This is a genomic window from Massilia sp. CFBP9026 (genome assembly GCF_034045165.1).
Taxonomy (GTDB): Bacteria; Pseudomonadota; Gammaproteobacteria; order Burkholderiales; family Burkholderiaceae_D; genus Telluria; species Telluria arenae.
The window spans coordinates 341,758-366,446 of the sequence record NZ_JAXCWH010000005.1 but is presented as its reverse complement, the minus strand read 5'-3'; the positions used below and the strand labels follow the sequence as shown (position 1 = coordinate 366,446).

At 65.9% G+C, this 24,689-nt stretch carries 21 protein-coding genes; 6 read left to right on the top strand and 15 right to left on the bottom strand.

What is annotated here, in order from left to right; translation table 11 throughout:
* The 9 genes from SOM28_RS14935 to SOM28_RS14895 all read right to left on the bottom strand — a co-directional run bounded on the left by SOM28_RS14935 (position 1) and on the right by SOM28_RS14895 (position 8,742).
* The gene (locus SOM28_RS14935) at positions 1–993 is read right to left on the bottom strand and encodes a type II secretion system F family protein (protein WP_123070182.1); all 993 of its coding nucleotides are present in this window, start codon (positions 991–993) and stop codon (positions 1–3) included.
* A gap of 23 nt (positions 994–1,016) precedes the next feature.
* Positions 1,017–2,369, bottom strand: a complete 1,353-nt coding sequence (locus SOM28_RS14930; protein WP_123070181.1) for a TadA family conjugal transfer-associated ATPase — start codon at positions 2,367–2,369, stop codon at positions 1,017–1,019.
* A 42-nt stretch (positions 2,370–2,411) separates the two neighbouring features.
* Positions 2,412–3,587 (bottom strand): CpaE/TadZ family protein, encoded by a 1,176-nt coding sequence (locus tag SOM28_RS14925; RefSeq protein ID WP_320468582.1) that lies wholly within the window; start codon positions 3,585–3,587, stop codon positions 2,412–2,414.
* Between the two features lie 40 nt (positions 3,588–3,627).
* Positions 3,628–3,897 carry a hypothetical protein gene (locus tag SOM28_RS14920; RefSeq protein ID WP_320468581.1) on the bottom strand — a complete coding sequence of 90 codons (270 nt, stop codon included), beginning with the start codon at positions 3,895–3,897 and terminating at the stop codon, positions 3,628–3,630.
* Between the two features lie 14 nt (positions 3,898–3,911).
* On the bottom strand, positions 3,912–5,519 hold the full coding sequence (locus SOM28_RS14915) for a type II and III secretion system protein family protein (RefSeq protein WP_320468580.1): 1,608 nt from the start codon (positions 5,517–5,519) through the stop codon (positions 3,912–3,914).
* An 18-nt stretch (positions 5,520–5,537) separates the two neighbouring features.
* The gene (gene cpaB / locus SOM28_RS14910) at positions 5,538–6,383 is read right to left on the bottom strand and encodes a Flp pilus assembly protein CpaB (RefSeq protein WP_123068782.1); all 846 of its coding nucleotides are present in this window, start codon (positions 6,381–6,383) and stop codon (positions 5,538–5,540) included.
* Positions 6,380–7,822, bottom strand: a complete 1,443-nt coding sequence (locus SOM28_RS14905) for an ATP-binding protein (protein ID WP_320468579.1) — start codon at positions 7,820–7,822, stop codon at positions 6,380–6,382. Before SOM28_RS14905 ends, cpaB begins: the two co-directional genes overlap by 4 nt.
* Positions 7,823–7,938: 116 nt before the next feature.
* Complete coding sequence (locus SOM28_RS14900; RefSeq protein WP_123068780.1) at positions 7,939–8,487, bottom strand: A24 family peptidase; 549 nt, start codon at positions 8,485–8,487, stop codon at positions 7,939–7,941.
* Positions 8,488–8,553: 66 nt separating this feature from the next.
* Positions 8,554–8,742, bottom strand: coding sequence for a Flp family type IVb pilin (locus SOM28_RS14895; protein ID WP_123068779.1), 189 nt, complete (start codon positions 8,740–8,742; stop codon positions 8,554–8,556).
* 390 nt (positions 8,743–9,132) lie between these two features.
* Between SOM28_RS14895 and SOM28_RS14890 the strand changes: the two genes are divergently transcribed.
* Positions 9,133–10,167 carry a GGDEF domain-containing protein gene (locus SOM28_RS14890; RefSeq protein WP_123068778.1) on the top strand — a complete coding sequence of 345 codons (1,035 nt, stop codon included), beginning with the start codon at positions 9,133–9,135 and terminating at the stop codon, positions 10,165–10,167.
* 16 nt (positions 10,168–10,183) lie between these two features.
* Here SOM28_RS14890 and SOM28_RS14885 read toward each other — a convergent pair whose 3' ends face one another.
* Entirely contained in the window at positions 10,184–11,413 is a 1,230-nt protein-coding gene (locus SOM28_RS14885) for an HD-GYP domain-containing protein (RefSeq protein ID WP_320468578.1), read from the bottom strand.
* Positions 11,414–11,643: 230 nt separating this feature from the next.
* Between SOM28_RS14885 and icmF the strand changes: the two genes are divergently transcribed.
* The 5 genes from icmF (at position 11,644) to SOM28_RS14860 (ending at position 19,989) form a co-directional block, all read left to right on the top strand.
* Complete coding sequence (gene icmF / locus SOM28_RS14880) at positions 11,644–14,931, top strand: fused isobutyryl-CoA mutase/GTPase IcmF (protein WP_320468577.1); 3,288 nt, start codon at positions 11,644–11,646, stop codon at positions 14,929–14,931.
* A 40-nt stretch (positions 14,932–14,971) separates the two neighbouring features.
* The gene (locus SOM28_RS14875) at positions 14,972–15,301 is read left to right on the top strand and encodes a hypothetical protein (protein ID WP_320468576.1); all 330 of its coding nucleotides are present in this window, start codon (positions 14,972–14,974) and stop codon (positions 15,299–15,301) included.
* 169 nt (positions 15,302–15,470) lie between these two features.
* Entirely contained in the window at positions 15,471–18,248 is a 2,778-nt protein-coding gene (gene prsT / locus SOM28_RS14870) for an XrtA/PEP-CTERM system TPR-repeat protein PrsT (protein ID WP_320468575.1), read from the top strand.
* Positions 18,249–18,402: 154 nt separating this feature from the next.
* Positions 18,403–19,065 carry a GNAT family N-acetyltransferase gene (locus tag SOM28_RS14865; RefSeq protein WP_320468574.1) on the top strand — a complete coding sequence of 221 codons (663 nt, stop codon included), beginning with the start codon at positions 18,403–18,405 and terminating at the stop codon, positions 19,063–19,065.
* 48 nt (positions 19,066–19,113) lie between these two features.
* On the top strand, positions 19,114–19,989 hold the full coding sequence (locus tag SOM28_RS14860; protein WP_320468573.1) for a ThiF family adenylyltransferase: 876 nt from the start codon (positions 19,114–19,116) through the stop codon (positions 19,987–19,989).
* Between the two features lie 121 nt (positions 19,990–20,110).
* On the opposite strand, the gene pepA is transcribed toward SOM28_RS14860, so the two are convergent.
* From pepA to SOM28_RS14835, 5 genes are all read right to left on the bottom strand, one after another.
* On the bottom strand, positions 20,111–20,959 hold the full coding sequence (gene pepA / locus SOM28_RS14855; protein ID WP_123068771.1) for a flocculation-associated PEP-CTERM protein PepA: 849 nt from the start codon (positions 20,957–20,959) through the stop codon (positions 20,111–20,113).
* A 191-nt stretch (positions 20,960–21,150) separates the two neighbouring features.
* Positions 21,151–21,816 carry a class I SAM-dependent methyltransferase gene (locus SOM28_RS14850; RefSeq protein ID WP_123068770.1) on the bottom strand — a complete coding sequence of 222 codons (666 nt, stop codon included), beginning with the start codon at positions 21,814–21,816 and terminating at the stop codon, positions 21,151–21,153.
* Between the two features lie 78 nt (positions 21,817–21,894).
* A complete protein-coding gene (locus SOM28_RS14845; protein WP_320468572.1) occupies positions 21,895–22,626 on the bottom strand; it encodes a GNAT family N-acetyltransferase in 732 nt (243 codons plus the stop codon).
* A gap of 306 nt (positions 22,627–22,932) precedes the next feature.
* Positions 22,933–23,562, bottom strand: coding sequence for an XrtA/PEP-CTERM system exopolysaccharide export protein (locus SOM28_RS14840; RefSeq protein WP_320468571.1), 630 nt, complete (start codon positions 23,560–23,562; stop codon positions 22,933–22,935).
* A gap of 174 nt (positions 23,563–23,736) precedes the next feature.
* The gene (locus SOM28_RS14835; RefSeq protein ID WP_123068767.1) at positions 23,737–24,504 is read right to left on the bottom strand and encodes a S1 family peptidase; all 768 of its coding nucleotides are present in this window, start codon (positions 24,502–24,504) and stop codon (positions 23,737–23,739) included.
* Positions 24,505–24,689: the final 185 nt, after the last annotated feature.

Genomic DNA, 24,689 nt, shown 5'->3' with positions numbered 1-24,689 from the left:
TCACACGCGGATGCGGATGGTCTTGCGCAGCCACAGCACGCCGAACACGATCATGCCCAGGCCGTACCACAGCAGGCGCACCCCGGACGGATCGGTCCACAGCATGCGCACGTAGTCCGGGCTGCTGACCAGCATCACGCCCATCACGCCGAACGGCAGCAGGCCCAGGATCCAGGCCGACATGCGGCCCTCGGCCGACAGCACGCGCACGTGCGCCACCAGCTTCAGGCGGGCGCGGATGATCTGGCTGATGTTGCCGAGGATTTCAGCCAGGTTGCCGCCCGATTCGCGCTGGATCAGCACCGCGATGATCAGATAGCGCAGGTCGGTCAGCGGGATGCGTTCGGCCAGGCCGTGCAGGGCCTCGTTCATCGGCACACCATAGTTGATTTCCTCGCGCGTGATGCGGAATTCGCCGGCCAGCGGCTCGGGCAGTTCGTTACCAACGATTTGCAGCACGTTGGTGAACGAGTGGCCGGCGCGCAGCGCGCGCGCGATGAAGTCGGCCGCCTCGGGCAGCTGGTGCTCGATGCGCACCAGGCGCCGCATGCGCATGCGGTGCAGCAGCCACCAGGGCAGGAACAGGCCGCCGACGCAGGCCAGCAGGCGCGCCGGCAGCGGCACGGTGAAGGAGCTGACGGCATCGGAGGTGAGCACCAGGGCCGCCACCAGGCAAGCCAGCGAGCCGGCGAGGAACTGGCCCACCGACCAGGTGGCGCCGGCCTGCACCAGCAGCGCATCGATGCGCTGCGCCAGCCTGAAGCGATGCAGCAGGCTGTCCAGCGCCGGGAAGCGGCTGTAGCGGCGCTGCTTGAGGATCGAGATCCGTTCGCCGCCGCGGGCGTTCACGCCGCCCGACATGATCTGCAGGCGGCGTGCGATGCGGCGCGCCGCCGCGCCATGGGTGCTCATCCACCACAGATAGAAGCCCTCGACCGCCAGGATCACGGCCGCGAACAGCAGCACCACGAATCCATAGAACAAGCCGTCCATATGTGCGCTCCCAGTCGATCGGTTCAGTCAAACCTGCGGTCGGGATCGAAGGAATCGTCCGATACCGGGACCCCGAACAGCTTGAGGCGGTCGGCGAAGCGCGGGCGCACGCCGGTGGCGCTGAAGTGGCCCAGCACCTTGCCGTCGACGTCGACCCCGCTCTGCTCGAAGCGGAAAATCTCCTGCATCGAGATGATCTCGCCCTCCATGCCGGTGATTTCCTGCAGGCTGACCAGCTTGCGCGTGCCGTCGGTCAGGCGCGAGACCTGCACCACCACCGTCACCGCCGACACGATCTGCTGGCGGATCGCGCGCGGCGTCAGGTTCACCGCCGCCATGCTGACCATGTTCTCCAGCCGCGACAGCGCGTCGCGCGGAGTATTCGAGTGGATGGTGGCCAGCGACCCTTCGTGGCCGGTGTTCATCGCCTGCAGCATGTCGAGCGCTTCCGGGCCGCGCACCTCGCCCAGGATGATGCGGTCGGGCCGCATCCGCAGCGCGTTGCGCACCAGCGCGCGCTGCGGCACCTCGCCCTTGCCCTCGATGTTCGGCGGGCGCGTCTCCAGGCGCACCACGTGCGGCTGGCGCAGCTGCAGCTCGGCCGCGTCTTCGATCGTCACCACCCGTTCGTTGGCCGGAATGAAGCCCGAGATCAGGTTGAGCAAGGTGGTCTTGCCGCTGCCGGTGCCGCCCGAGATCAGGATGTTGACCTTGGCCGTGCCCAGCCCTTCCAGCACCCGGATCATGGGCGTGGTCATGCTTTTATAGTCGAGCAGGTTCTGCACCGTCAGCGGGCTGCCGCCGAAGCGGCGGATCGACAGGATCGGCCCGTCCACCGCCAGCGGCGGAATGATCGCGTTCACCCGCGAGCCGTCCGGCAGCCTAGCGTCGACCATCGGGCTCGACTCGTCCACCCGGCGGCCCACGCGCGAGACGATCTTTTCGATGATCTTCATCAGGTGGGCGTTGTCGTGGAAGGTGATCTCGGTCAGCTCGAGCCGGCCGTGGCGCTCAACGTAGACCTTGTTGGAGGTATTGACCAGGATGTCCGAGATCGAGGGGTCGGACAGCAGCGGTTCGAGCGGGCCGAAGCCCAGCATCTCGTGCTGGATGTCGAGCACCAGGTGGTGCCGCTCGTGCTGGTTGAGGACGATGCGCTCGTCCTCGATGATGCGCTGGACCAGCAGCGCCAGCTCGTGCTTGAACTGCTCGGCGGTCAGGCGCTTCAGACGCTCCAGGTCGATCCGGTCGAGGATCATCTGGTGCATCAGCTTCTTGAGTTCCTGGTAGGCCTGGTTCGGCGCATCCTGCAGCTCGGCGCCGTCGCCGGTGATGCGCTCCTGGCCGGACAGGGCAAGTCGTTCGCGAAGGGACATGGGCGTCTTTCGTGGCTGGAGCAGTAATGGAACAGTAATGGATCAGTAATCCGCGTCCTGGCGCCCGAACAGGCGATCCAGCAGGCCGCGGCTTTCCTGGACCCGGTGCGCGGTCACCAGCTCGACCATTTCGGCCAGGCTGCGCGCGGCAAAGCTCGAGCGCGACAGCTGCAGCACCGGGACGCCCTGGTTCACCGAATCGGTCACCGCGACGTAGTCGTTGGGGAAGGTGTGCACCACCTCGCAGCCGAGCGCCGCATGCAGGTCTTGCAGGCGCAGCTTGCCGCCCTTCTCGTAGCGGTTGACGATCAGGCGGATGTTGTCCAGCACGTAGCCCAGCGAGCGGAAGATGTCGAGCAGGCGCCGCGCGTCGCGGATGTCGGGCAGCGCCAGCTGCAGCACCGGATAGATGGTGTCGGTGACGTCGAGCGCGCGCAGCGACACCGCGTCGATCTGGCGCCCGACGTCGAGCAGCACGTAGTCGTAGTTCTGGCGTGCCACGCGCAGGATGGTGTCGATGTGTTCCGGCCTGGCCTCTTTCGCGTGGCCGGGATCGTCGGCCGCGGCCAGCACGCCGAAACCCGGCGTGACGTGCACCAGGCACGATTCGAGGAAGGGCCCGTCCACGCGCGCGATCTGGGCGCACACGTCCGACATCGTCATGGCCGGCTTCTGGTCCGACACGTACAGGGCGGCGTCGCCGAACTGGCCGTGCAGGTCGATCAGCAAGACCTTCTTGCCCGCCAGCGTGGCCAGCGCATAGCCGAAATTGGCCGAAATGAAGGTGGCGCCGCTGCCGCCCTTGCAGGCGATGAAGGCCAGCACCTTGCCTTCGCGCAGGCTCGACACGCCGGCCGCGGTGGCGATCCGGTCCATCGCCTCGTGGAAGGCGCGGTGCACCAGCGGCAGTTGCAGCAGCTCGCGCACGCCGGCGCGCATGGCGGTGATCAACAGGTCGGGCTGGTGCTGGTTAGTCAGCAGCATCAGCTGCGAATCCGGGTACTGGCGGCCCAGGCGCTCGAGCAGGCCCGCTTCGGAAGGTTCCAGCCCGCTGGCGTCGACGATCACCAGTTGCGGGGCGTCGGCTTCGGGGCGGTCGAGCGCCTCTCGCAGGCTGGCGCGGGTGGCGGCCAGGTGCAGGGGCGGCACCCGCGCCGCACCCTGCGAGGCCAGTTCCGCGTACAAGTGGCTGTCGCGGCTGATCAGGAGCGCTCTCATGGCAGCCCCGGACGGAGGACGTTCGTTGCGCGCGCGTCCATCACTGGTCCACCATCGCCGCCGGCTGGCCGGTTTCCGGCCGGGCGAACGAGCGCTGGTAGTTGTCGATGGCGGCGCGCGCGGCGCGGCCATCGAGGCCCAGGGCGGGATTGCTGGCGGCGGCGGCGCTCGGGTCGATCACCTGGGCCGCCAGGTTGTTGCGGGTGGCGGCGCCGAAGCGCGCATCCCAGTCTGGCGTGGTCGAGACGCACCCCGGCGCGCCGCAGGCGAGCAGCGCCAGCGCCGCCCATCGTGTGAATGTGGTTCGCATCGCATTCCCCTATATCAGTTCGAAGCCGCCGGCGCCAGTTCGAAGCGTCCGGTTTCCACGCCTGCGGTCTGCCCCGCAGCCGATGGCGTGGCCGATGGCGCGGCGGCGGCGGGCGATTCCCCTTCCAGCCGCCCGCCCAGCATCAGGCCGGCGCGCGAGGGCAGGACATGGCCGTCGGTGGGCAGCACGTGGCTGCCGCCCGGCAGCGGCTTGACCAGGCGCGCCGTGATCACGAACACCAGCTCGGTGCGGTCCTGCTGGTAGTCGGTGCTGCGAAACAGCGCGCCCAGCACCGGAATATCGCCCAGCCCCGGCAGGCCCTTCATATTGGCGATCAGGTTGTTGCGCACCAGGCCGCCGATCGCGAAGCTCTGGCCGTCGTGCAGCTGCACCGTGGTGCTGGCGCGGCGCGTGGTCACCAGCGGCATGATGGCGGTGCCGGTGATGCCGTTGGCGGTGATGCCGATCCCTTCGCGCGACAGTTCGGACACCTCGGGCGCCACCTTCAGGTTGATGCGCCCGCCCGCCAGCACGGTCGGCGTGAAGCGCACGCCGATCCCGAATTCCTTCTCTTCCAGCGTGACGCGGTCGTCGTCCTGCGACACCGGGATGTAGAACTTGCCGCCGGCCAGGAAGGAACCTTCCTGGCCGCTGATGGCCAGCACGTTCGGCTCGGCCAGGATGCGAACCAGGCCATCGAGCTTGTCGGCCTCGATGGCGAAGCGGTTGCCGTTGGTCTTGAGTCCCGACAGGCTGCCGCGCGCCAGGCCACTCAGGAAATCGGTGGCCAGGGTGGTGGTCCAGCTGCCGGAGCCGAAACTGAAGCGGGTACCGGTCTCGAGCCGTTCGAGCAGGGTGCGCGAGACTTCGGCCACCTTGACCTCGAGCTGCACCTGCTGCGGCGCGCTCACCGCCAGCAGGTTGACCACCCGGGCGCCGGCGCCACCAGCCCCGCCACCGCCGCCGCCGGCGCCACTCCTTCCCACCACGATCACGCCGTCGGTGTCGTTTTCCTTGTCGGCCGCCGGCAGCTGGCGCAGCGGGCGCCGCACGTAGGCGCCGGCCAGCTCCACCGCGCGCTGCACGGCAGTGGCGTCGCTGACGGTGCCGATCAGGATCAGGCTGTCGTTGGCGGCCATCACGCGGATGTCCTGCTCGTCCGGTATCGCGGCCTTGAGCGTGGCTTCCAGCCCGCTCGGGTCCATCGCGATGGTGATGTCGATCACGCTGCACAAGCCGCTGCGGCCCTGCACGATCATATTGGTGCTGCCGACGTCGACGCCGGCGATGTACAGGGTGTCGGGGGCGACCAGCATGGCCTGCACCACGGCCGGGTTGCCGACGCTGCGCCGGGCCACCTTTTCGGGCAGGCGCAGCATGGTCGACTTGCCCATCTGTAGCGTCATCGCGGCCGGCCGCGCCGCCTCGCCGCGGCAGCCTTCGGTGATCTGCGCGGGCGACTCGCTCGCGGTGCGGGCGGGCGCCGCTTTCTTCGGCGCCGGCTTCGGTTCGGCCGCCTTCTGCGCGGCGGCGGGCGCCGTGCTGGCCAGGGCCGGGCCGGCGATGGCTGCAAGGACGGCGACAAGAGTGGCGTGCAATGCGATCGAGGGACGTCGTTTCATGATCGATCCAGTCGGTGGTCAGAAGCATTCCTGCGATGCGTGCAGGCCGTTGATGACGCTGATGCAGTCGCGCTTGGGCGGGGCCGGGGCGCGTACCTGCTGCACGCGCGGCCGCGGCGGGGCCCGCACCACCGGCGGCGGCGCGGCGGCGATCGTGGGCAGCAGGTTTTCCTTGGTCGCGCCGAGGGTGGCGGCGGCGGCCGGATCGACCTGGTTGCGCAGCGCCAGCGACAGGGTGCCCACGCTGCGCGCCAGGTCCAGCTTTTCCGCCTCGGCCGGGGTCACCTCGAGCGTGACGGCATTGACCACCTTGGGCTTGGTCTCGTCGCGGTTGACTTCCTGCGCCACCGCCAGCACCAGGATCCGCTCCAGCACGATCTTCGAGATGCTCTGCTCGCGCGCCCTGCCCGCGTTCGGGTCGGGCATGGTCTCGGTGCTGACGATGATGTCGACGTAGTTGCCCGGCAGGGTGAAGCCGGCCACCCCGATCACGTCGTTGACGCGCACCGTGATCGCGCGCTTGCCCTCGGTGATCAGGGCCGACAGGCCGCCCAGGGTGCCGGCCGGGGCCAGCTTGGCCTCGCTGATCGGTTCGCCCGCGAGCAGGCTGCTGCGCAATACCCGCCCGCCGAGCGGCGCGGGATCCGTAAAGGCGCCCTTCGGCACGCTGTCGGTCGGCCAGTCGGCCAGCTTGAACATCTCCGGCGTCAGGCGCTGGCCGATGTCGACGTCGGTCCTGGCGACGACGATCCGGCCGGAGGTCGCACCCGGGGCATTGAGCAGCCAGCTTGCCGCCAGCGCCACTGCCAGCAGGCCCAGCACCACCGCCAGTGCCATCATGATCACGGCACGCTTGTTCTTCATCGCGCATCCCCTTCCTTGTCTTCCCGCTTCACCGCCGCCCGATCCGATGCACAAGGCAGCGCGGGCGGCAGGGCGCTGGCTCCGAACAGGCTGCTCCAGGCCTGGACCAGGCCGTCCACGTCGCAACGCGGCGCGCGGCCGGCGAAGCCGGCGAAATCGGCGATCCGCCCCAGCAGCTCGTGCGGCCAGGCGGCCAGCAGTGGGCGCCGGGTGCGGCGATGCAGTTCGTCGACAAGAAAATCGAATGCTGTTTCGTCGACCTCGATGCGGCGCAACCGCGCCTGGCGCCGCAGCAGCGCGCGGTAACTCGATTCGGACAGCGGCCCGACGGCGATGCGGTAGCCGATACGGCGCAGGCAGGCGTCGTCCAGCACCGATTCGGGCGCCAGGCTGGTGGCCAGCACCAGGTCGACGTCGAACGGCAGCGCGTGGCTCGGGCCGTGCGGCACCGTCACGTGATCCTGGCCGGCCTCCAGCGCGCCCAGCCAGCGGTGCAGCAGCTCGCCGGCCGGCATCCGCTGGCGTCCCAGGTCGTCCAGCACCAGCAGGCCGTTATTGGCCAGGATGTGGGGCGGCGCGCGCAGCACGCCGCTGGCGGCGTCGACCCGCAGTTCGAGCATGTCGCGCGTGAGCTCGGCGCCGACGTGCACCAGCGGCCGCTGGCAGAGGGCCCAGCGCGCATCGCAACTGCGCCGTTCTTCCAGGCCGCGCATCTGCAGCGGCGCCGGATGCAGGGCCGGGTCGTGCAGCTGGACGATCTCGTGGTTGACCAGCACCGCGTACGGCACCGCGATCGGATCCTGGCGCAGGCGCGCGAACTTGCGCGCCAGGGTGGTCTTGCCGCTGCCGGACGGACCGTACAGCAGCAGCGGACGGCCGGAATACAGGGCCGCGCCGATCAGTTCGCGCACCGCCGGTTCCAGGCCGTCGCCATCGAGCACCGCTTCGAGTTCGGCGCGCGCCACGCGCGGCGCGGCCGGCTGGCGCTGCGACTGCTGCGCCACCACCCTACGCCAGGCCGCCAGCGTCACCGGCGCCGGGCCGGCATAGCGCGACTCGGCCAGGTGCTCGCCGGCGGCGTGCGCGCCGGCGGCGGTGAGCTGGTAGTGCACGTCGAGATCGGTCTCGCCCGAATAGGCGACTTCGGCCTGCTGGCCGGCGACCAGGCCTTGCAGCACTTCGCGCACCACGCTGACCGACAGCCGCAGGCGTCCGGTGAGCCTGGACAGCGGCGTCTTGCCGCCCGCGTGCAGGACCTTGAGCACCAGCCCTGTCACCAGGCGCGGATCGAGCCCGGTGTCGCGCACGGTGCGCGGCTGGCGCGGCAGCACGGCGGTCACGTCGCCATCGCTTGACGACGCGCTGGCCCCGGATCCGAACGCAGACACGGACGCATCGAGCCCGGCGGTGGCTGTGGTGGCCGACAACATTCCAATCATGAACCCTCCTGCTCATGAAAATGTTTCGTAAGACCTTGATTTGATTCTAGCGAGCAGCCCCGACAGGCACTTGATACCTGACAAAGAGCCAACAAAGGCAGAGCAAGGACCGGATTTCAGAGAAGCGGGCGATCGGCATAACGGCTGACCAGCAGGGCGATGGCGCCGCCGGCGATCGCCACCCCATAGGGAATCGATCCAACGCTGGGCGGGCCGCCGGCGCTGCCGGGCATCGACGCGCGCGGCAAGCGCAGCAGCATGGGCCGCACGATCCCCCACAGGTTCGACAAGGCCATGCGCAGGCGGCCCTTGAAGACGATCACGGCGAGCGCCATCACGCCGCCCGCGCACCAGGCCAGGATGGCGATGCGCAGCGCGTCGCCAGGGCCGGCGAAGGCGCCCACGGCCGCCATCATCTTGACGTCCCCGGCTGCCATGCCGCGGATCAGGTAAAAGGGAAGAAAGACCGCCAGTCCGGTCGCCGCTCCGCCCAGCCAGGCGAGCAGCCCGTCCACCGGTTGCGGCGACAGCAGGTGGAGGACCAGGGCGCCGAACATGCCGGCGGCCAGCAGCCGGTTCGGAATGCGGCGGCTCTCCAGGTCCTTGAGCGCCGCCGTGGTGACCAGCAGCAGCAGCAGCGTATCGAGGTAAAGTGCGACAGCCATGATCGGGTTCCTCGAGATCGAAAAAAAAGCCCCCCAGGGCCGGACCGCGTCCCGGGGGGCAGCGGATTACGGAGCAGTTGGAGTGTTGAACTGGTCGCGGATGTACTCGAAGGCCTTCTCGATCTCTTCGCCGACTTCGCCGGCGACACCGGCCATCACCACGCCGATGAGGGCGGCGATCAGGCCATACTCGATGGCCGTCACACCGTTTTCGTCAGCGAAAAATGCTTTGATGGCGGAGGTAATCGTGCTCATGACAAACTCCTTATGATGGTTGAGGAAATACTGGCTGCGACTGGGCCCCGTCGCTACTGCTGTGTTGCGTTTGCCAGTGAGTTCACTGTACCGATTAGTGCTGCACGGCAAGTTGACCATCCACAACTTTTCTACATGGAAACTCGGGCTTCTGATGAGAAACAAACTCCCAGGGGCGATGTGTCATGCCGCGGGAAACCATGAATAAAAATTGTTAAGAATAGTTGCCGGTAATACAAAAAAGTATTATGCTGTTTTGCTTGACCGCTGAAAAATGCGGCACCGCCGATCATGGCGCGCTGGACCTCCGGCGCGGTCCGCCCTGTGCGCCACGCCCTGCGCGGGGCGGTCTCCCGGTACTTCTTTATTGCTTGGTCTGATAACGACGACATGGATTCCCTGCTGCGACACATGGTGGACATGACCGGCCACCGCGATCACACCATGCTGGACATTTCCGTGATTTCGGCGGTCCAGGAATTGTCCGGCGCGGCCCGCACCCGGGTGCTCACCATCTCCAGCGTCGGCGAGCAGTACTTCGTGCGCTCGCGCGCCTGCATCCATGCCGGCGGCGTAGCCTGCCCCGAAGAGCCGCAGGACAGCGGTCCCGGCGAACCGATCGCGCTCTATCCCGAACTCGGCGCCTGCCTGCGCCGCCACGAACCGCGCGCCGAAAGCATCGGCGCCGACGGCCTGCGCCGCCTGTGGCTGCCGATCTGGTTCGGCGACAAGGCCGACACCTGCCTCGAGATCGTGCACGCCGAACCGTTCACGCCCGAGGCGCTGTACATGGTCAACGGGATCGTCAGCGTGTACCGCAACTTCCAGAACCTGCTCGACTACAGCGAGCGCGACTCGCTCACGGGCCTGCTCAACCGCAAGACCTTCGACGACCAGCTGGCGCGCATGCTGCACGCTTCCGAGACCGATGCCACGGTCCCCGGCCAGGCCGAGCGGCGCCACCACAACGGCGAAGAAAAGCAGTGGCTGGCGGTGGTCGACGTCGACCACTTCAAGGGCGTCAACGACCGCTTCGGCCACCTGTATGGCGACGAGGTGCTGATCCTGATCGCCAACCTGCTGCAGTCGTCGTTCCGCGCCCAGGACCGGGTGTTCCGCTTCGGCGGCGAGGAATTCGTGGTGCTGCTGCGCTCGACGAACCTGGAGAACGCACGCCGCATCATCGAGCGCTTCCGCGCCGACGTCGAGAGCCACGACTTCCCGCAGGTGGGCCAGGTCACGGTCAGCATCGGCTTCACCAGCGTCAGCGCCGCCGATTCGCCGGTGGTCACGCTGGGCCACGCCGACCAGGCCCTGTACTACGCCAAGGCCCACGGCCGCAACCGCGTGTGCCACTACGAAGAGCTGGTCGCGGGCGGGCTGCTGCAGACCGTGGCCGCTAACGACACCGCCGAATTCTTCTGAATTGCTGCAACCAGGCCTAGGCCTCGGCCAGCTGCATGAAACGCAGCGGCTCGACCTGCCACTTGGCGGCCGACTCGTGGCGCACGATGCGGTCGCCGCCGCCGAAGCCCACCGCGCGCGACAGGTCGACCGTCTCGGGGCGGATATACACCTGCCGCTTGGCATGGAAGAACACGTTCACCTTCGGCGTAAGCAGGCTCGATTCGTGCGGCTCGACCACCACGCCCAGCCGGCCCGACTCCAGCAGCACCAGGGTGCCGACCGGGTAGATGCCGACGCAGCGCATGAATTCCTGGGCCAGCGCCGGATTGAAGTGGTGCTTGCTCCACTCGTAGATCTTGCGCAGCGCCTCCGCCGGTGGGATGCCCTTGTGGTAGCAGCGGTCGGACGTGATCGCGTCGTACACGTCGACGATGGCCGCCATCTGCGCCAGCTCGCTGATGCCGTCGCCGACCTGGCGGTCCGGATAGCCGCTGCCGTCGCGCCGCTCGTGGTGGTGCAGCGTGATGTCGAGCGGCACCGGGCCGATGCCCGCCGTGCGCACCAGGATGTCGTGGCCATCGCGCGGATGGCGCTTGACGATGTCGAATTCGTCGTCGGTCAGGCGGCCCTGCTTGTTGAGGATGGCGTCCGGCACCATGGCCTTGCCGGTGTCGTGCAGCAGGCCGCCCAGGCCGGCCTGGTAGATGGTGTCCTCGTCCATGCCGCGCGAGCGGCAGAAGGCGACCAGCAGCGCGCACACGCTGACCGAGTGCAGGAAGGTGTAGTCGTCCTTGTTCTTGAGCTGCAGGAGGCTGGGCAAGGCGCCCGAGTTGCGCAGGATCGATTCGGTAATGCTCTGCACCACCGGGCTCACCTGGTCCAGCTCGACGGCCTTGCCCAGGCGCGCGTCCTGCATCACGGCGCGCACCAGGCCCTCGGCCTGGCGCCGCACATGGACGGCGCGCTGCAATTCCTCGGCCAGCGGCACCCGCGTGCGTCCGGAGGCGGTGGGCGCCGAGGCCAGCGCCGTCACCTCAGCCTCGGTGGCCGCCGCGCTTTCGTCGACCGTCGGCGCATCGACGTCCAGGCCGCGGCGGCAATCGATCACCACGCCGCGGATGCGGGCCTCGACGATCTTGCGGATCTCGGCCTCGTTGGTGACCAGGAACTGATTGCGTACGAATGGATGCTCCATCCAGCCGCAATCGAGGTCCTGGATGAACATGCCCACCCTGAGCTGTGAAGAATCCACTTTTTTCAGCATCTGTCGTGTCTCTTCTCGTGCATGAATTCCGGCGCGAGGTGCCCCTTACGCCCCTTATGCACCGAGTATAGCAAGCTGCTTGCGCAATGGAACTTAATGTTGCCCCAGAGATACGTAATGTGAAATGGATCGAAGGCGGCCGTATTACTTCGCCGCGAGCTTGACGTTAACGTTAACGTCATATAACTTACCAGCATCCCGTCCTCACCGATCTCAAGGACCCTCCCCCCATGAACGACATCAATTCCGCAGCGAAGCTCGACCTGCCCGAACAGCCGCGCCTGGCCAACAAGGTCCGTTTCGTCACCGCCGCCTCGCTGTTCGACGGCCACGACGCCTCGATCAACATCATGCGCCGCATCCTGCAGTCGAACGGCGCCGAGGTGATCCACCTCGGCCACAACCGCTCGGTCGACGAGGTAGTCACTGCGGCGCTGGCCGAGGACGCGCAGGGCATCGCCATCTCGAGCTACCAGGGCGGCCACGTCGAATACTTCAAGTACATGATCGACCTGCTGCGCCAGCGCGGCGGAGCGCACATCAAGGTGTTCGGCGGCGGCGGCGGGGTGATCGTCCCGAGCGAGATCGAGGACCTGCACGCGTATGGCGTCACGCGCATCTTCAGCCCGGAAGACGGCCAGCGCATGGGCCTGGTCGGCATGATCCGCTCGATGCTCGAAGCCTGCGACGTCGACCTGTCGCCGTATGCCCCGACCTCGCTCGCGGCCCTGCGCGAAGGCGAGATCGCGGCGCGCCACCGCCCGCTGGCCCAGCTGATCACGGCGCTCGAGAACGATCGGGTGGACCCGACCCTGCGCAAGGAGATCCTGGACACGGCAGATACGCTGCGCGTGCCGACCCTGGGCATCACCGGCACCGGCGGCGCCGGCAAGTCGTCGCTGACCGATGAACTGATCCGCCGCATCCGCCTCGACCAGGGCGACCGCCTGAACATCGCCGTGATCTCGATCGACCCGTCGCGCCGCAAGTCGGGCGGCGCCCTGCTGGGCGACCGCATCCGCATGAACGCGATCAATCCGTGGAACGGCCAGCAGCGCGTGTTCATGCGCTCGCTGGCCACGCGCGAAGCGGGCTCCGAGATCTCGCAGGCCCTGCCCGACGTGATCGCCGCCTGCAAGGTGGCCGGCTTCGACCTCGTGATCGTCGAGACCTCGGGCATCGGCCAGGGCGACGCCGCCATCGTGCCGCACGTCGACACCTCGATGTACGTAATGACCCCGGAATTCGGCGCCGCCTCGCAGCTCGAAAAGATCGACATGCTCGATTTCGCCGACCTCATCGCCATCAACAAATTCGACCGCAAGGGCGCGCTCGACGCGCTGCGCGACGTGGCCAAGCAATACCAGCGCAACCGCGAACTGTGGTCGATGAGCCCGGACCAGATGCCGGTCTACGGCACCCAGGCCTCGCGCTTCAACGACGACGGCGTGACCGCCCTCTACCACGGCCTGCTGCCGAAACTGGCGGCGCTGGGACTGACACTCGAAAGCGGCAGCCTGCAGGCGCCGGCGCAGCGCTACTCGAGCGGCAAGAACGTGATCGTGCCGCCCGCACGCAGCCGCTATCTTGCCGAGATCGCCGACACCGTGCGCGGCTACCACCGCCGCGTCGGCAGGCAGGTGAAGCTGGCGCGCGAGCGCCAGCAGCTCCAGGAAGCGCAGCGCATGCTGGTTGCGGCGGGCAAGGATGCCGACTTTGACGACGTGATCGCGGAGCGCGACAACGCCATGGACGGCGAAGCCAAGGCGCTGGTCGCCTCCTGGCCGCAGCTGCAGGCGACCTACGCCGGCGAAGAACACGTGGTGAAAATCCGCGACAAGGAAATCCGCACGCGCCTGATCTCGACCACCTTGTCCGGCAATCCGGTGCGCAAGGTGGCGTTGCCGCGCTTCGAGGATCATGGCGAGATCCTGCGCTTCCTGATGCTGGAAAACGTGCCGGGTTCCTTCCCCTACACCGCGGGAGTATTCCCGTTCAAGCGCGAGGGCGAGGATCCGACCCGCATGTTCGCCGGCGAAGGCGACGCCTTCCGCACGAACAAACGCTTCAAGCTCGTGTCGACCGGCATGGATGCCAAGCGCCTGTCGACCGCCTTCGATTCGGTGACCCTGTATGGCGCCGACCCGGCGCTGCGTCCCGACATCTACGGCAAGGTCGGCAACTCCGGCGTGTCGATCGCGACCCTGGACGACATGAAGGTGCTGTACGACGGCTTCGACCTGTGCAGCCCGTCGACCTCGGTCTCGATGACCATCAACGGCCCGGCCCCGACCATCCTGGCGATGTTCATGAACACCGCCATCGACCAGCAGATGGACAAATTCGTCGAAAAGAACGGACGCCAGCCGACCGGTGAAGAGGCGGCGCAGCTGCGCGCCTGGGTGCTCACCGCCGTGCGCGGCACCGTGCAGGCCGACATCCTGAAGGAAGACCAGGGCCAGAACACCTGCATCTTCTCGACCGAGTTCTCGCTCAAGGTAATGGGAGACATCCAGGAATATTTCGTGACGCACGGCGTGCGCAACTTCTACTCGGTGTCGATCTCGGGCTACCACATCGCCGAAGCGGGCGCCAATCCGATCTCGCAGCTGGCGTTCACCCTGTCGAACGGCTTCACGTTTGTGGAAGCCTACCTGGCGCGCGGCATGCACATCGACGACTTTGCGCCGAACCTGTCGTTCTTCTTCTCGAACGGCATGGATCCGGAATACACGGTGCTGGGCCGCGTGGCGCGCCGCCTGTGGGCGGTGGCCATGCGCGACAAGTACGGCGCCAACGATCGCAGCCAGAAGCTCAAATACCACATCCAGACCTCGGGCCGTTCGCTGCACGCGCAAGAGATCGACTTCAACGACATCCGCACCACGCTGCAGGCGCTGATCGCGATCTACGACAACTGCAATTCGCTGCACACGAATGCCTACGACGAGGCGATCACCACGCCAACCGACGAATCGGTGCGCCGTGCGCTGGCGATCCAGCTGATCATCAACCGCGAATGGGGCCTGGCCAGGAACGAGAACCCGAACCAAGGGGCCTTCATCATGGACGAGCTGACCGACCTGGTCGAAGAACAGGTGCTGCAGGAGTTCGAGCGCATCGCCGAACGCGGCGGCGTGCTGGGCGCGATGGAAACCGGCTACCAGCGCGGCAAGATCCAGGAAGAGTCGATGCTGTACGAGCACAAGAAGCACGACGGCAGCCTGCCGATCATCGGCGTCAATACCTTCCGTAACCCGAAGGGCGCGGGCGCCCCGGCGACGATCGAACTGGCGCGCTCGACCGACGACGAAAAGCAGTCGCAGCTGCAGCGCCTGGACGACTTCCACGGCCGCAACGCCGATGCGGCGCCAGCGGCGCTGGCCGCCCTGCGCCAGGCCGCGATCGACAACGAGAACGTGTTCGCGCGCCTGATGGAAGCGGTGCGGGTGTGCTCGCTGGGCCAGATCACGACCGCGCTGTTCGAGGTGGGTGGGCAGTATCGCCGCAATATGTAAGTGCGCATAGAATGGTCCCGTCCCCACCACGGAGCCATGCATGACGATCCAGCCCGACCAGCTCGCCGCCCTGATGCGCGAAGTCGAACAGGAAGACCCGATCGACTTCGCCGACCTGCCCTTCCCCGAGGACGAGATGCGCGCCATCGTCGCCAACCACCTGTGCGAGATGGCGGCGGCGATGGAGAGCTTCAGCGAGGAAGACCGCACGCTGACCTTGCTGGCCGTGGCGGCCAAGCTGGTGCTGGAAAACCTGGTGCTGCACGTGCAGCTGTTGCGGCGCCATGGCCTGCCGGTGGGCGAGAATGTGGAAGCCCTGCTGGGCCGGCTGCGCCGCGATGCCGGCCCGGAAGGCGGTGGCGAGGGATAATTTTCCCGAGTAGCAATTTTTTCAACATTCATGCAACAGGCATCGGATAAGTTTTGCAACAGCTGTGTCCGTTTGAACACTGGTTGCGCGGTTCCTTCAGGTATGATTTGTTGTTGAGAATTTCGCTTACCCGGCGAAACGACCGTCTCCACTGCCTGAGGAATTCCACATGCCGCGCCATCCCACCAAGCTCAAACTCACCGCCGCCATCCTGACCGGCGCCCTCCTGACCGTCGGCCTGGCCGGCTGCAACCGGACCCAATCGACCGAAACCCTGCTCGCGGAGGCGTCCGAGTACCAGCAAAAAGGCGACATCAAGGCTGCCCTGATCCAGCTCAAGAACGCCGTGGCGAACAGCCCGGAAGACGGCGAGGCGCGCCTGGCGCTGGGCACCCTGCAGCAGTCCACCGGCGACAATGTGTCGGCCGAGAAGGAACTGGGCCGTGCGCGTTCGCTCGGCATCGCCGACGAGCGGGTGCTGCCGCTGCTGGGCCGGACCCTGGCCCAGCAGGGCAAGTTCAAGGAGGTGCTGGCGCTGATCACGCCGGAGAAGGCCGGTAAGTCGGCCGCGCTGCTGTCGCTGCGCGGCGATGCGCTTCTGGGCAGCGGCAAGCCCGACGAGGCCAAGCAGGCCTACGAGGCGGCCCTGGCCGCGAACGCCAATTCCGGCGACGCCCTGATGGGCCTGGCACGCCTGTCCGCCGTTCGCGGTGAGCGCGATGCCGCCCTCCTCTACGTCGACCAGGCGGTGGCCAAGGATCCGAAGAATCCCGAAGTCTTCATCATGCAGGGCGCGATGCTGCGTTCGATGAACAAGCAGGACGAAGCCCTGGGCGCCTACGACAAGGCGCTGGCGCTCAAGCCGGATCACCGCAGCGCTCACATCGAGAAAGCCTATATCGAGATCGCGCGCGGCAAGTTCGACGCGGCGAAGAAGGAAGTCGAGGCGGCGGAAAAGAATTCGCCGGGCAGCCTGCTGGTGGTGTACACCCGCGCCCTGTATGAATTCTCGCAAGGCAAGCACTCGGCGGCGAGGGATGCGCTGGCGAAGGTCCTCAAGGTCGCGCCCGACCATTATCCGAGCATCCTGCTGGCCGGCGCGTCCGAGCTGCAGCTGGGCGGCATCCAGCAGGCTGAGCAGCACCTGCGCAAATACCTGGAAGCCAATCCGAACAACGTCTATGCGCGCAAGCTGCTGGCCCAGGCCCAGCTCAAGAATTCCCAGCCGGCCGACGCCGCCGCTACCCTGGCGCCGGCCCTGAAGGCGGCGCCGCAGGATGCGCAGCTGCTGGCCCTGGCCGGCGAATCGTATATGCAGGTACGCGACTTCGACAAGGCCAGCGACTACCTGCAGCAGGCCGCCACCCTGGCGCCGCAGGCGGCCGCCGTGCGCACCTCGCTGGGCCTGTCGCGCCTGGCCCAGGGCGACCAGGCGCGCGCGCTGAGCGATCTGGAAATGGCCGCCACGCTCGACCCGAAATCGTTCCAGGCTACCATGGCTTTGGTGCAAACCGAGATGGGCATGAAGCGCTACGACAAGGCGCTCGCCGCCGTCAATGCGCTCGAGAAGCAGCAGCCTGACAGCGCGCAAGTGCAGCAACTCAAGGGCGCTGTCTATATGGTCCAGGGCAAGACCGCGGAAGCGCGCACCGCCTTCGAGAAGGCCTTGTCGCTGCAGCCGAGCTTCCTGCCGGCAGTGACCAACCTGGCGCGCCTGGACGTTCAGGAGAAGAAGCCGGACGCCGCCAAGGCGCGCTTGACCGCCTTCCTGGACAAGAACAAGGACAGCGTGGACGCCATGACGGCGCTGGGCGAGCTGGCCATGCTGCAGAAGAACACGGCTGAAGCCACGAGCTGGTTCGAGAAAGCCAGCGCCGCCAACCCGGGCGCCACCGCGCCTTCCCTCAAGCTCGGCGCACACTACCTGGCCACCGAGCAGGCGCCCAAGGCCCTGGCGCTGGCGCGCAAGCTCCAGACCGCGCATCCGACCGATGCCGGCGTGCTCGAACTGCTGGGCCAGTCGCAGGCCGCGAACAAGGACCTGAACGGCGCGCTCGACACCTACAGCAAGCTGGTCAACGTGCTGCCGAAGGCGCCGGGCGCCCAGCTGCGCCTGGCGCAAGTGCAATTGGCGCTGAAGAACGAATCGGCAGCCGCCAACCACCTCAAGCGCGCGGTCGACCTCCAGCCCGACTTCGTGCCGGCGCGCCTGATGCAGGCCGAGATGGCAATGCGCGGCAAGCGTCCGGACGAGGCGCTGGCGGCGGCGCGCGCGCTGCAGAAGGCCGCGCCCAAGGCAGTGGTCGGTTACGCCCTCGAAGGCGATGTGCTGATGGCGCAGCAAAAATTTTCCCAGGCCCAGCAGTCCTATGAGAAAGGCCTAGCCCTGGCAAGTTCTTCGGAGATCATGACCAAGGTCATGCAGGCGCTCCAAGCCGGAGGCAAGGACAAGGAAGCGCTGGCGCGCGGCCAGGCCTGGCTGGCGACGCATCCGGACGATGCACGAGTCTTGCTCCTGGTCGCCGGCCTCGATCTGGCAGCCAAGGACTACAAGGCCGCGATTGCCCATCTCGAAAGGGCGCAAAAGCACGCGCCCGCAAACCCGCTGGTACTGAACAACCTGGCCTGGGCTTATCAGCAAGTAAAGGATCCACGCGCGCTGGCGACTGCCGAGCAGGCCTACAAGCTGGCGGGCGACAGCCCTGGCGTGATGGACACCTTGGGCTGGGTGCTGGTACAACAGGGCGATACCGCACGCGGCCTGCCGCTGCTGCAAAAAGCCAGCGGCCAGGCGCCGAACTCGCTCGAGATCCGCTTCCACCTGGCGCAGGCGCTGAACAAGAGCGGCGACAAGGCCGGCGCGCGGCGCGAGTTGGACAAGCTGCTGGCGTCGAACGCCAAGTTCGACCAGGCCGACGAGGCGCGCGCCCTGCTCAAGTCCTTGTAAAACAGGGCATTCGCCGCAGGCCGCAGTCGGCCCGCGGCGAACCGTTCGTTCCACTTTCTGCCCCGATCGGAGAGGCTTGCGACCTCATCCTATCGAACGCTGGATTTATTAATGTCGCGATAAGATAACGTTCTCCTAAATGAGGACGTTTATCGTGGACGACGATTCGTACGGAATCCGGCTTACCGATACTTCGGACGGTCGTAACTCGGCCAGCATGCTGATCAACAGGATGTATGCCTGGCGCGGCTACTCCGGAGATCACCAGCCCAGCAGCGACCCCAACCGCATCACCCTGACCGCCACCGACAAGGGCGACGTGGTCGGCACGCTCAGCATCGGCATCGACTCCGAGGTCGGCCTGATGGCCGACGAAATCTTCAAGGACGAACTCGACGCCCACCGCGGGCGCGGCGCGAAGCTGTGCGAGTTCACGAAGTTCGCCTTCGATCCTTCGGTGCGCTCCAAGACCGCGCTGGCCAATGTGTTCCACCTGGCCGTGATCTACGCGCGCGACATGCATGGCTGCACCGACATCGTGATCGAGGTCAACCCTCGCCACCGCCGCTTCTACGAGCGCATGCTGGGTTTTCGCAAGGAAGGCGAGCTCAAGACCAATACGCGGGTCGACGCACCCGCCTACCTGCTACGAGTGAACCTGCAATTCGTCACCGGGCAGATCGCGCGCTTCGGCGGCACCTATGCCGCGGAGGGCGAGACCGAGGAACGTTCGTTCTATCCTTATTTCTTTTCTCCACGCGAAGAGCGTGGCATCATCAATCGCCTGCTGCGCATGGATGAGTCGCATCCCGCATGACGGCCGCGATACCCTTCGCGACGGCCATATCCTCACTTCAGAACCCTCATGAGTAAACCGTTCAACTACGAACAGGCGTTTTCGCGCAATATCGGCTGGGTGACGCCAGATGAACAACAAACGCTGCGCGGCAAGCGCGTCGCCATCGCCGGCGGCGGCGGGGTCGGTGGCGTGCACCTGCTGACCCTGGCCCGGCTGGGCGTGACGCGCTTCCACATCGCCGATTTCGACAGCTTCGACATCGTCAATTTCAACCGCCAGGTCGGCGCCATGATGTCGACCGTCGGCCAACCCAAGGCCGAGGTGCTGGCGCGCATGGCGCGCGACATCAATCCCGAGATCGAAGTCACGATCTTCCCCGACGGCGTGCACCGCGAGAACCTCGGCGCCTTCCTGGCCGGGGTCGACCTGTACGTCGATGCACTCGACTTCTTCGCCTTCGACGCACGACAGCAGACCTTCGCCGCCTGCGCCCGGCTCGGCATCCCGGCCACCACCGGGGCGCCGCTGGGCATGGGCGCGGCCCTGCTCAACTTCATGCCGGGCAAGATGACGTTCGAAGAGTATTTCGGCTGGGGAGACTTGCCGGACCAGGAAAAGGCGATCCGCTTCGTCGTCGGCCTGGCGCCAGCCGGCCTGCACCGGCCCTACCTAGTGGTTCCCGAGGCGGTCAACCTGGCCGAGCAGCGAGGCCCGTCGACCTTCATGGCCTGCCAGCTATGCGCCGGCATCTGCGCCACCGAGGCGCTCAAGATCCTGCTCGGCCGCGGCGAGGTGCTGGCCGCGCCCTGGGGCATGCAGTTCGATGCCTACCGCAACAAGCTCAAGCGCACCTGGCGGCCCGGCGGCAACCGCCATCCGATCCAGCAACTGATGCTGGCGGTCGGGCGGCGCCAGTTCGCGCGCATGGCGGCCGGGCGCTGACATCCAGGCCGGCTACCAGCGCCGGCATGGTCCTGGGCGACAAAAAGCCACTGCCGGATCATTCCGACAGTGGCTTTTTACCTTTTTCAACATCGGGCCTGCCAGGCAGGCCCTTGGCTGATCAGGCGGCTTTCTTGTTGCGGCGACGAGCGCCGTACAGGCCCAGCATACCCAGGCCCAGCAGGGCGACCGATGCCGGCTCAGGCACTTCGCCCGGTTCGCTGAACACGACGTCCAGGGAACCGTTGATCGTTTGGGTACCACTCACCTGGAAATTGTTCAGCTGGCCGGATTGGAACGACAGGCTGTAGAACGGGCTAGGATCGACGAAGAATGCCTTGCCGTCGTCAGTCAGGCTGAAAGTGGTTTCCGAACCGAAACTACCGCAATTGATACCGCGGCCGCCATTGCCGTTGGTGCAAGTGCTCAGGCTTGGGTCAAGCGTACCTTCTCCCGACAGCGCGCTACCGAAACCGATCAGCAGGTCGTCACCAGCGCCGTTGAACGAGAAATCACCCGTACCACTCGTAGGACGGCCAGCCACGGTAGTGACTGCGCCACGGTCCAGGAACATTTCCAGGTCGCCGCCGCCGGTGAACATGAAGGTGTTACGGCCCTGTGCATCGACGCCAACGGTGCCGGACGCCTTGTAGGTAGCGTAAATACCATATCCGCCGGTGCTGCCAAGGCCGGTCAGACGGTTATCGATTGCGGTTTCACCGCCATCGGTGGCGAAGCCCGAAGCGTTCCACAGCAGCGACACATTGAAAGTGCCGGTGCGAGTGGTCGGGTCCACATTGAAGGTGGCGATCTCGACGTAATTGCCAATGATCTTGTCGGCAGTGAAATTCGCGTAAGCACCGCCCGGGCGCACTTCGAACGGATTGAATTCATCTGCAAATGCGGTGGTGCTCACCATCGACGCGGCAGCAACGGCACAAGCAATAATAGTCTTCGACAGCGCTTTCATCTTGGATCTCCTGGTTGTAGGGTTCGTACTAGCATCCTTCTATAAGCAACTAGCATGCCAGCTAACCCACTTCCTTTAAAATCATAGACTTAAAGCCATATTTCGTTATAGAAATTTTAACACTGTAAAGAATTCCGACAGCTCATCCGTAACCTTGTCGGCACATTCCTACAAGCCTTCGTAATACATTACTACAAGGGTTTCCGTACCACCACATTCCAGGTATTTCCAGACGTAAATTCACTGGCGATTTCCCAGCCGGCCGCCAACATCTTGGCGCGCAGCTCTTCGATATGGAAGGGGCTGTACAGGATGCCCTTGCGGATGCCCCAGTCGTTGATCTTCTGCGCCGCCCAGCGCAGCGGCGCGAAGCCGGACGGATACAGCAGCACGTTGGCGGCCAGGGTGCCGCCCGGCTTGAGCACGCGCAAGATGTCGCGCAAGGCGCCGTCGACGGTCGGGAAGCAGTGGATCGAGTTGGCGATATTGGCGGTGTCGAAGCGGTTGTCGTCGAACGGCAGCTGGGCCGCGTCGGCATGCTGCACCTCGACCTGCGGATTGTTGCGGAAACGGTGGCGGGCGCCGGCCAGCATCGACGGTGCATAGTCGATGCCGGTCACCTTCACCGGCGGCAGCTTGCGGCGGCGGCGCCAGTTCAGGACCATCTCCAGCAAGGTGCCGGTGCCGCAGGCTACCTCGAGGTGGTCGGGCCCGAAATTGGGCCCGAAAAAGCGCATCTGGGTGCCGATGGTGCTGTTGTAGGCGAAGGTGAGAATGAAAAAGCCGCGCAGGTCGTACCACCACGGTTCGGATGAATAGGCTTCGGCGATTTCATCCCTGGTCTTGCCGGTCGTCATGGAGCGTCCTTGTTGATTGGAGTGAAGCGGAAAATATAGGTTGTTAATGAACCGCAGGCAAGCGCGGATCGATGCGGCTCAGCCCAGCTGGCGCAGGCGGTTGACGATGCCCGCCTCTTCGCGCGGCGAGAAGAACCATGGGAACAGCGAGCGCTCGCCCACCGCCTTGTCCTGCATGCCTCCCCATTTCTCCACCTGTTCGGTGCCGAAGGCGGTGTCGGCGCGCAACAGGACCGCCGGCGCCTGCACCCGAGGATTGTCGCGCGACTCGCACACGGTCTGGAAACCGAGCATGGCTTCATAGAAACGGCGATGGCGCGGATTGACTTCGATGAAGATGTCGCGGCAACCGTTCAGGTCGCGCGCATAGATCAGGGCCACGTGGAACAGCGAGGCCAGCACCGCCTTGGACTTGACCGCCGGGTCGACCGCCAGCTTGGTGATCTCGCACACCCGTCCGGCGCCGCGGCGCACGTCGATGCAATCCTTGAACACCTGGTCGGCCAGCAAGCCGATCTCGGAATCCAGGCCCAGGCTCAGCGTGCCGAACACCTGGCCGTGGTCGGACGCGGTCAGCGTGATCCGGTTGGGGTCGCTATGGACCTGGTGGTTGCCGCTATAGCCGCGCCAGGAATACATCTTACTGATGAGCATACTGGCGGAATTGCGCTGGGAATCGATGTCGGCCGCGCGGATACCGAATACGCGCTCGTTGATGGCGACGTCGATGATGCTGGGTCCGTCGGAGGCGGCGATTTCATCGCCGCCCGGACCGGCGCAGAAGGAGGCCGGCGCTAATGTCTCGATCATGGTCATTCTCCAGGCAGCCCGGCACATCGTGTGCCGGCGGCATTCCTGATCATCATAGCATTATGAATTACAAAATATCAACTGTATTAACTAGAAGTATTTATTTTTTTGACATTTTGAATGTCGCCCGTACGTTGAACGATAGCAGCTTCAACAGGCACTGCGGCGCGCGCGGACAAAATGTCGTGGAGAAAGCAGACGGCCGCACTGGCGACCGGTAGCAGAAAGGACGGGTGCGGCAAGGTGCCGCCGTGGCGAACGCCGGGGGACGACCGGCGCGAGGGCCGGTCGGGCAGAATGAACGGCTTAGAAGAAGCTCTCAGGAATGACCAGGATATCGCCCGGCCGCATCATGACATTGGCCGAGATGTCGCCATCCTTGATCAGGTCGTCGAGACGCACATTGATTTTTTCCTGCTTGCCTTCGACGGTGCGCACGATGCTTGCCTTGTTACCCGAGGCAAACTCGGTGACGCCGCCCACCGAGATCAGCACGTCCATCAGCGACATCTCGCGACGATACGGCAGCGCCTGCGGGCGCGCCGCCTGGCCGATCACGCGGATCTGTTCGTTGAAGTTGCCGACGAAGTTGGTCACCACCACGGTGACCACCGGCTGCTGGATGAACTGGGCAAGGGCCTGTTCGATGTCGCGCGCAAGCTGGGTCGAGGTCTTGCCCGCTGCCGGGAGGTCTTCGACCAGCGGGGTGGTGATCTTGCCGTCAGGCCGCACCGGGACCGACATCGACACTTCCGGATTGCGCCAGACGATGATGTTGACGGCATCGCCAGGCCCGATCAGGTAGTCCGGGTTGATCGGCGCCAGCGCGGCGGTGCTGGGAGGTACCGGAGTGGAACAGCCGCCCAGCAGCAGTATGCAAGCGGCGGCGCCGGTTGCCAACAGGTTCTTCATGGTCTTCGTCATCATCGCATTCATCCCCTTCGCGCCTACCGGCCATCCCTGGTGGGATAGTGTTCAACGTGAATTAAAAATTGTAATTTCGCCATCACGGCCTGCGCTATTGTAGCGCAGACCGGCACGGCGGCAAGCCATGCACAATTGAAATACTTTGTGTTGTCGACACGCGCCGACACGGGCCGGTCGGTGACGCTAGCGGCTCAGCAATTCCTGCACGTGGCGTACCGGAATGGCGTAGGTGATGCCACTCGGCGTCGAGATCGCCGATTCCTTCAAACCTTTCACGAACACCATATTGATTACGCCCAGCACTTCCCCGGTCGCGGGATCGTACAGCGGCGAGCCGCTGTTGCCCGGATAAGCGGTGCCGTCGAGCTGGTAGATGCTGAACGGCGTGCGCTGCAGCCGCGCCGCGGCGCGCGCATCGAGGCGGCGCGCACTGAGCGAAGGCTGCATGACCGGCGTGATCGCTGCCAGCAGTGCGCGGTGGGTGGCCGGATGCAGGCCCAGCACCATGCCGAGCGGGAAGCCGGTGAAGGCCAGGTCCTGGCCCTCGACCGCCCGGTCCGCCTCACCCAGGCGCAGGGCCGGTAGCGGCGCGCCTTCCAGGCGCAGGTGGGCCAGGTCGTGCTCGCGATCCAGGGCCACCAGCTGGGCCGGGCGGAAGCGTACCCCGGCGCCGTCCGGCAGCACCACGCCGAGCTGCTCCATGCGCGCCGCATCGAGCTTGTCCGGCACCACGTGGGCATTGGTGATCACGCTCAGGCCGTCGCCGACCACGAAGCCGGTGCCGCTGAACACGATCGCCGGGCTGCGCGTCTGCAACTGGGTGCCGACGCCCACGATCGACGGCTTGACCGCCGCCACCGTCTGCGGCAGGGTCGCCGCTTGCAGACCGGCTCCTGCCCACCATAGCAGCGCGCCGGCAGCCAGTCTTCTTGAAAACAATCGTCGCGTCATCAAACCTTCACAATCTTGAGGTAGTTGTAACAGGACTGAGGCAATCGTACGGCCCCTTTCCATTTTTAAACATTACAATAAGCTTCTTTGAATTTCAGCAACTATTTGAAGAACCGCGTACGCTGGAGTCCACGAGCCGAACCCTACCAGATGCGTGGACTCGTTTCGCGAAATACAACATGCGA

Coding starts and splice junctions, on each gene's coding strand:
- SOM28_RS14935 (WP_123070182.1), bottom strand. CDS start 993: ATGGACGGCTTGTTCTATGGATTCGTGGTGCTGCTGTTCGCGGCCGTG.
- SOM28_RS14930 (WP_123070181.1), bottom strand. CDS start 2,369: ATGTCCCTTCGCGAACGACTTGCCCTGTCCGGCCAGGAGCGCATCACC.
- SOM28_RS14925 (WP_320468582.1), bottom strand. CDS start 3,587: ATGAGAGCGCTCCTGATCAGCCGCGACAGCCACTTGTACGCGGAACTG.
- SOM28_RS14920 (WP_320468581.1), bottom strand. CDS start 3,897: ATGCGAACCACATTCACACGATGGGCGGCGCTGGCGCTGCTCGCCTGC.
- SOM28_RS14915 (WP_320468580.1), bottom strand. CDS start 5,519: ATGAAACGACGTCCCTCGATCGCATTGCACGCCACTCTTGTCGCCGTC.
- cpaB (WP_123068782.1), bottom strand. CDS start 6,383: ATGAAGAACAAGCGTGCCGTGATCATGATGGCACTGGCGGTGGTGCTG.
- SOM28_RS14905 (WP_320468579.1), bottom strand. CDS start 7,822: ATGATTGGAATGTTGTCGGCCACCACAGCCACCGCCGGGCTCGATGCG.
- SOM28_RS14900 (WP_123068780.1), bottom strand. CDS start 8,487: ATGGCTGTCGCACTTTACCTCGATACGCTGCTGCTGCTGCTGGTCACC.
- SOM28_RS14895 (WP_123068779.1), bottom strand. CDS start 8,742: ATGAGCACGATTACCTCCGCCATCAAAGCATTTTTCGCTGACGAAAAC.
- SOM28_RS14890 (WP_123068778.1), top strand. CDS start 9,133: ATGGATTCCCTGCTGCGACACATGGTGGACATGACCGGCCACCGCGAT.
- SOM28_RS14885 (WP_320468578.1), bottom strand. CDS start 11,413: ATGCTGAAAAAAGTGGATTCTTCACAGCTCAGGGTGGGCATGTTCATC.
- icmF (WP_320468577.1), top strand. CDS start 11,644: ATGAACGACATCAATTCCGCAGCGAAGCTCGACCTGCCCGAACAGCCG.
- SOM28_RS14875 (WP_320468576.1), top strand. CDS start 14,972: ATGACGATCCAGCCCGACCAGCTCGCCGCCCTGATGCGCGAAGTCGAA.
- prsT (WP_320468575.1), top strand. CDS start 15,471: ATGCCGCGCCATCCCACCAAGCTCAAACTCACCGCCGCCATCCTGACC.
- SOM28_RS14860 (WP_320468573.1), top strand. CDS start 19,114: ATGAGTAAACCGTTCAACTACGAACAGGCGTTTTCGCGCAATATCGGC.
- pepA (WP_123068771.1), bottom strand. CDS start 20,959: ATGAAAGCGCTGTCGAAGACTATTATTGCTTGTGCCGTTGCTGCCGCG.
- SOM28_RS14850 (WP_123068770.1), bottom strand. CDS start 21,816: ATGACGACCGGCAAGACCAGGGATGAAATCGCCGAAGCCTATTCATCC.
- SOM28_RS14845 (WP_320468572.1), bottom strand. CDS start 22,626: ATGATCGAGACATTAGCGCCGGCCTCCTTCTGCGCCGGTCCGGGCGGC.
- SOM28_RS14840 (WP_320468571.1), bottom strand. CDS start 23,562: ATGAATGCGATGATGACGAAGACCATGAAGAACCTGTTGGCAACCGGC.
- SOM28_RS14835 (WP_123068767.1), bottom strand. CDS start 24,504: ATGACGCGACGATTGTTTTCAAGAAGACTGGCTGCCGGCGCGCTGCTA.